General features: G+C 55.9%; 6 protein-coding genes. 1 reads left to right on the plus strand and 5 read right to left on the minus strand.

The genetic code is table 11. The features are described from left to right. A partial coding sequence (locus tag H6F43_RS06310) for a BamA/TamA family outer membrane protein (RefSeq protein WP_190341752.1) occupies positions 1-654 on the plus strand: 654 nt, incomplete at its 5' end. Between the two features lie 6 nt (positions 655-660). On the opposite strand, the gene H6F43_RS06315 is transcribed toward H6F43_RS06310, so the two are convergent. The 5 genes from H6F43_RS06315 to H6F43_RS06335 all read right to left on the minus strand — a co-directional run. Next, positions 661-1,761: a DUF4350 domain-containing protein gene (locus tag H6F43_RS06315; protein WP_190341754.1), complete on the minus strand. Its 1,101-nt coding sequence runs from the start codon at positions 1,759-1,761 to the stop codon at positions 661-663. Next, positions 1,761-2,342, minus strand: a complete 582-nt coding sequence (locus tag H6F43_RS06320) for a DUF4129 domain-containing protein (protein ID WP_190341756.1) — start codon at positions 2,340-2,342, stop codon at positions 1,761-1,763. The genes H6F43_RS06315 and H6F43_RS06320 overlap by 1 nt, the downstream gene beginning before the upstream one ends. 36 nt (positions 2,343-2,378) lie before the next feature. Beyond that, positions 2,379-3,782, minus strand: a complete 1,404-nt coding sequence (gene argH / locus H6F43_RS06325) for an argininosuccinate lyase (RefSeq protein ID WP_190341759.1) — start codon at positions 3,780-3,782, stop codon at positions 2,379-2,381. 88 nt (positions 3,783-3,870) lie between these two features. Then, complete coding sequence (locus H6F43_RS06330; protein WP_199290177.1) at positions 3,871-4,119, minus strand: hypothetical protein; 249 nt, start codon at positions 4,117-4,119, stop codon at positions 3,871-3,873. Between the two features lie 158 nt (positions 4,120-4,277). Next, a partial coding sequence (locus H6F43_RS06335; RefSeq protein ID WP_190341760.1) for a PP2C family protein-serine/threonine phosphatase occupies positions 4,278-4,610 on the minus strand: 333 nt, incomplete at its 5' end.

The following is a 4,610-nucleotide window of genomic DNA, read 5'->3' on the forward strand; positions in this document are numbered from 1 at the left end:
GGCAACATTGCCAGAGTGGACGCCCGCGGCAACCCGCTTTCGTTTAGCGGTACCGGGCAGGACGATCTGACTACCGTATCGTTCACAGCTACACGAGATTTGCGCGATAACGCCGTCAATACTGCCAGTGGCTCTGTCCTAACCCTCAGCACTGAGCAGTCGATTCCGATCGGGCGTGGCAACATTCTCAGCAATCGCTTGCAGGCAAACTACGCCCAATTTATCCCGGTGGACCTGATCAAAGGCACTCAAGGGGATCAGCCGCAGGTGCTTGCCTTTAATGTTCAGGGCGGCACAACTGTTGGCGATTTGCCGCCCTACAGCGCCTACGTCCTGGGGGGACTCAATTCCGTGCGCGGCTACGAGAATGGCGACGTGGCTACGAGCCGCAGTTACCTTCAAGCTACGGCAGAGTATCGCTTTCCTATCTATCGCTTTATTGGCGGCGTTGCGTTCACGGATTTCGCCACCGACCTAGGGTCGAGCGACAGCGTCCTGGGTGAGCCAGGTGTGCAGCGCGGTAAACCGGGCAGCGGCTTTGGATATGGGGTCGGCTTACGGCTAAATTCGCCGATCGGCATTATCCGCGCCGATTTTGGCATCAACGACCAAGGTGGGAGTTTGCTGCGGTTCGGCTTCGGGCAGCGGTTTTAGTGGCGCTTAGCGCTTCGCTTGATTGCGCTGCGGCAACTGCTGATGCAGCGATCTCACCTGCTCCAGCCATGCGGTTAGCTCAGCGTCCCGCATTCGTCGCTTGTCAATTTTTGGCTGGAGAACGGCTTGCAGTTCGCTGGCAGGACGACCCGTCTGCTGTGTCCAAGCTTGCAGCAGCGCGTCGGTATCGATCGTGCTGCCGCCGAGTCCTAGCGCTTGCTGAATCTGGCGCTGCTCTTCTTTGCCCACCTCGTTGAGCACGAACTCGCTCCGTCCTGCCTTTTGCAGAACGCTGGCGAGCGCCTGGATGTAGGCTTCGCTGTTGTCGATCGTGGGAGCCACAAGCGGCGCAGGCGACCCAAAGCGGCGATTCTGCGCCCACACCAGCACCAGCAAAATGACTCCAGCCTGAATCAGGACGGGCACCAATGGCGTTTTTGCTAGATAGCCGACAAGGTTTCCCTCCTCTTCGGTGGCAACAGTTGCATCCTTGTAGCCGTGCAGGTATTCATCGACCCAGATGGCGCGGCTGTTTTGCTTTACTAACTGTGCCAGAAAGGCAAAATTTCCCGGCTCATCCTGGTAGGCATTGGCAGCAAGATGCAGCGTGGATGCCTGAATCAAGCGTCCTTTGCCGATCGTCTCCTGCCACACCACGGCACCGAAGCGATCGCCCAACAGCGATTGCGCCAACGTATCTGAGCGGCGTCGGGCAGTATCAATCGTGACGGTTCCCTGCTGGCTCGATTGATCGGTGCGGAAGGGCGCTTCAGTCACAGGTGCGCTCACTCCTAGCTGCACCAGAGTGTTGCCCTGCTCGATCCAGCGTTGCTCTGACTTATCTAGTGATCGAGCTAACTCAAGCTCCGGATTGATTTGTAGAAAGGTAACCCCTTGTTCGGTGAAGGCGTTAAACGATCGCTGCCAGCGCTGAATCGGTACGCCTTGCTGCTGCATATAGGCGTACCAGGCACCATAGCCGCTTGGCGCACGGCTGAATGTGGACCCGCTACCCAGCGGGCTGCTTCCTGGAGCAAAGACCAGCGTTAGCAGCACGATCGCCCCCAGCGCGATCGCGACTATCCAAATGCGCCGATTCCGCCGCATTACTCTGCCTCCTGACGTTCAAGCTGTTGATAAGCGCTTTGGCAGCGATCGAACGCCTCCGCCGAAATAGGCGCATCGCTGAAGCACAGTTGCTCGTGAGTGGCGATCAAGGTTTGGTAGGGTTGGGGGTGCGCTAGCTGCTGCACCAGTTGCAGGTACTCGCCATCGGTGCGGCTGCTCTGGTGCGCTATCCGCTTCGCGTCATTCAGCCGTTGCAGCATTGCCAGATATAGAGCGCGACAGGCTTCGCGATAGTTGCCTTGGCGCTGAAATGTCTGCGCCTGCTGGAGCCAGTTTGCGGCTGTCTGCTGCTCGGTTCTAGTCAAGCTCGACTGCCGTTGCAGGGGCGATCGCCGCTCCAGGTAAGGGCGCAGCAGCCAAAACAGTTGCCAGCCAAGCCATCCCACCAGCAGAGAAACAATAAGCCAAAACGCAATCTCGACAAAGTGAGGAGACACCGTAGGAAAAGGGGCTGAACCAAGACTTTTTCCCAGGCGCAGCTCGATCCACTCCCCGATACGCTGACTCAATTGCTGAAATTGCCAGTCGAGGTTGGTTCTCTGGAACGAATCGGTGCTCATAGACGTAGACGGAGAGTAGCCAATATCTGCTTGATATTAACTGGTTTGGTTCATTCTCACCTTTGCGGTTTGAAGCGCCTGCCGTACTTGCTCGAAGCCTGTGCCGCCGTAGCTGTTGCGGGCAGCAACGACTTGAGCAGGGGCGATCGCGGCATAAATGTCTGCTTCAAACGCCGGATGCAGCCGCTTCCACTCGTCCAGCGTTAAGTCTTTCAGCAGTTTGCCCTGCGACAGCGAGGTTTTGACCACTTTGCCAACCAGGTTGTAGGCTTCGCGGAACGGCACGCCCTTCGCTGCAAGATAGTCGGCAACGTCAGTAGCGTTGGAGAAATCCTCATTCACCGCGTCATGCAGACGCGCCGTGCGGAATTCCAGTCCTTCTTGCAGCAGGATTGTCATTGCCTCCAGGCACGCCCTCACGGTCGTCACGGCGTCGAATAGTGCTTCCTTGTCTTCCTGCAAATCCTTGTTGTACGCCAGCGGCAGACCCTTCATCAGCACTAACATCCCTTGCAGGTGCCCAAAGACTCTGCCTACTTTACCGCGCACCAGTTCCGGCACGTCGGGATTTTTCTTCTGCGGCATAATACTGGACCCAGTGGCGCAGCTATCCGTAAGCGTTACAAAGCTAAATTCCTGCGACGCCCAAAGGATGATTTCCTCGGATAGGCGGCTGAGGTGAACCATGATCAGGCTGGCAGCACAAAGGAACTCGATCGCAAAATCGCGATCGCTGACTCCATCCAAACTGTTGGCGTACACGTCGCCAAAGTCGAGTAGCTGCGCGGTGTAGTGGCGATCGATGGGAAAGGTAGTACCCGCCAGCGCCCCCGATCCAAGCGGTGAGACATTAACGCGCCGATGGATTTCTCCTAAGCGCTCCCAATCCCGCTGGGACATCTCAAAATACGCCAGCAGGTGATGCGCCAAACTTAACGGCTGCGCCCGCTGTAAGTGCGTGTAGCCCGGAATTAGCGTTTCAACGTGCTGGTCAGCCAGCGTCACCAGCACGGTTTGGAAGTCGCGGAGCTGAACGCGAATCTGCTGAATTTGATCGCGCAGATACAGGCGCGTGTCCGTTCCGACCTGATCGTTGCGCGATCGTGCCGTGTGCAGCTTCTTACCGACATCTCCAACGATCTCTGTTAGACGCCGCTCCACAGCAAAATGCACGTCCTCTGCCTCGACTCCCGGCGTGAAATACCCCTGACGGTATTCCTGCCGCACTTGCTCCAGTCCAGCTACCAGCTGCTCGCCTTCGTCCGAAGAAATAATTCCGGTGTGCGCCAGCATCCGAGCGTGTGCCTGAGAGCCGTTGATATCGTACTCAATCAGAGCAATGTCAAACTCGATGCTGGCGTTGAATCGGGCGATCGCAGGATGCAGCGCCGACTCAAATCGTTGGCTCCAGGTAGATGATGCAGGAGAAGCGTTACTCAAGGCGATCCTTTTTCGGTGCAGGTTTACCCAGTCATCCTACCGAGAATCGATCAACGGTAGTGGCATATTGGTTTACCGTTTAGCAAGTTCAACCGTAGCTTGTAAAGCTTCTGAATAAGTATCCGAGAATTAGCCCAATCAAAAATGCCCAAACCTGACCTGTCCTCACAAAGTTGTTGAACGCACGCTGCACGTCGCCTGCTAAATCCACTTCCAGAGGTTTATTTAACTGTGCGATATCTAGCGGCAGGTGCCAATGAATCGCTTGCAGCGTGTCTGTCCAGTGAGTCATTCCCACCATCCACGTCGATGCATCCTGCATCAAACCAATCAGCATGGAGGCTATCTCCCGTTGCACAAAGTAACCAGAATAGTTTAGTGCAGCTTGATTCGTTCTGAGCTTTAAGTTTTGAGTTAGATCTGTAAGACTTTTCAGTTGTCGGTCTTTAGTGGTCTCTTGTTGACATTGCAGTGGACCGTAGACGACGAACCGCTTTACTTGATCTGCATCACAATCAGCGTCATGTCATCAGAATTGCGGCTGGCGGGACCGATAAATCCTTGCACGCGATCGAACAAATATTCCAGAATCGCCTGTGGATCGGCGCAGCGCTGACACGCCCACTGGAACGCCTGCATCAGGTTTTCCTCATCGAAGCGATCGCCGTTTTGGTTGGCGGCATCGGTGAAGCCATCGGTGTAGTACATCAGCGTGTCGCCGGGTTGAAGCTGAACTTGCGCGTCGTGATACTGAGTATCCGCATCCAAGCCAATCAGCATTCCCAGCGTGTCCAACCGCCGAATCGATTTCGTTGACGCCTGCCACAA

It is taken from the genome of Leptolyngbya sp. FACHB-36 (assembly GCF_014695955.1).
Lineage (GTDB): Bacteria > Cyanobacteriota > Cyanobacteriia > Leptolyngbyales > Leptolyngbyaceae > FACHB-36.

Coding starts and splice junctions, on each gene's coding strand:
- H6F43_RS06315 (WP_190341754.1), bottom strand. CDS start 1,761: ATGCGGCGGAATCGGCGCATTTGGATAGTCGCGATCGCGCTGGGGGCG.
- H6F43_RS06320 (WP_190341756.1), bottom strand. CDS start 2,342: ATGAGCACCGATTCGTTCCAGAGAACCAACCTCGACTGGCAATTTCAG.
- H6F43_RS06330 (WP_199290177.1), bottom strand. CDS start 4,119: ATGCTGATTGGTTTGATGCAGGATGCATCGACGTGGATGGTGGGAATG.